This is a genomic window from Microbacterium sp. Bi128 (assembly GCF_918698205.1).
Window position 1 is genome coordinate 1 of record NZ_CAKKMM010001537.1, and the last position, 1,156, is coordinate 1,156.

A 1,156-nucleotide genomic window follows, 5' to 3' on the forward strand; every position below is an offset into this window, starting at 1 on the left:
GTGCTGGAGCTGCCCTCCTACGATGAGGCTTTGGAGTGGGCCGCGAAGATCGCGGCCGCCTGCCGTTGCGCGCAGGAGGTGCGCGCCTTCCAGTACGACCCCGCCAGCTAGGTGACTGCGCGGCGGGGGTGGCTTACACTGACCTCGGCTGGTGGGCGCCGGGGGAGGGCACGTGTCGAGACGACATCTTTGTGGGGCAGTAGTGGTGGCTTTCGGGCTGGCCTTGGCCGGGTGCTCTGGATCCCCACAGCCCGGTCTGGCCTTCACCTCGCCCACCATGCGTGCGGCACCCTCAACCCCGAGTCCTCAGCCGAGCCCGTCCATCGCCCACGACGGCAACGTGAAGGGAAACAGCGCGGTGAGCGTAACCGTGGCACCTGACATCTTCGACCAGCAGGGCGAGAGGTACGAGGAAGGACTGGGTGACGGATGGGAAACGTCACCCGGGTTCCTTGTCGAGACCGACGACCAGGACAAGGCCGCCGCGGCATTGTATGCCGCGGGAGAGCGCTTTTATTCGGTGGACCAGAACGGCAAGGAACTGAGCCCCGCCGAAATGACTGGCGACTACCCCCAGTACACGCCAAACTACGTCTCCGATGTCTATCTGACCGAACTTGGCCCCATGATTTGGACTGACACCAAAGGCGAACTCTCGATAGGCATGGCGGAGAGGATGCTGCTCATACTTGAGACTGAGCTCCGCGCCCAGGGGATCACGGCCCATGTGACTGCTCCACCGGCTGACCTCTCACTCGACGGCACGCCCATCTGGCGGCCTCCCACCGAGACCGCCATGCACGCGGGAGCTGACGTGAAGGCGCCGACGACCGAATAGCGGCGGCGGGAGAACCTCGGGGCACCGTTCCCCGCCCCGGACCGGCGCGGAACGCCGACGTCGTCGGTCAAGTGTCTAGACACCCGCAGTGGCGCGGGAGCATCCTAAACGTGTGCGCGTTTCGGGAGGAGAGCGGCCACGGGGCAGGGAGATCCCGTCCCGGCTGGGGAATCCTGGGGAACCGGTGGACCGCTGGCAGTCCCACCTTCCAGGCGTGCGGACACGATCGGCGAGGGAACCGGGGACCAGATCATGGACGAAACATCCGATACGCGGCAAAGGCTGTCCAACCGCATCGACCAGAAGCAACGTCATTTG

1 protein-coding gene and 1 pseudogene are annotated in these 1,156 nt (G+C 65.5%); both read left to right on the forward strand.

What is annotated here, in order from left to right; genetic code table 11:
- Positions 1 to 111, forward strand: a pseudogene (locus LQV45_RS34350) (transcription initiation protein); the annotation flags it as partial.
- A 247-nt stretch (positions 112 to 358) separates the two neighbouring features.
- Positions 359 to 838: a hypothetical protein gene (locus tag LQV45_RS34355; protein ID WP_230012346.1), complete on the forward strand. Its 480-nt coding sequence runs from the start codon at positions 359 to 361 to the stop codon at positions 836 to 838.
- The last annotated feature ends 318 nt before the right edge of the window (positions 839 to 1,156 follow it).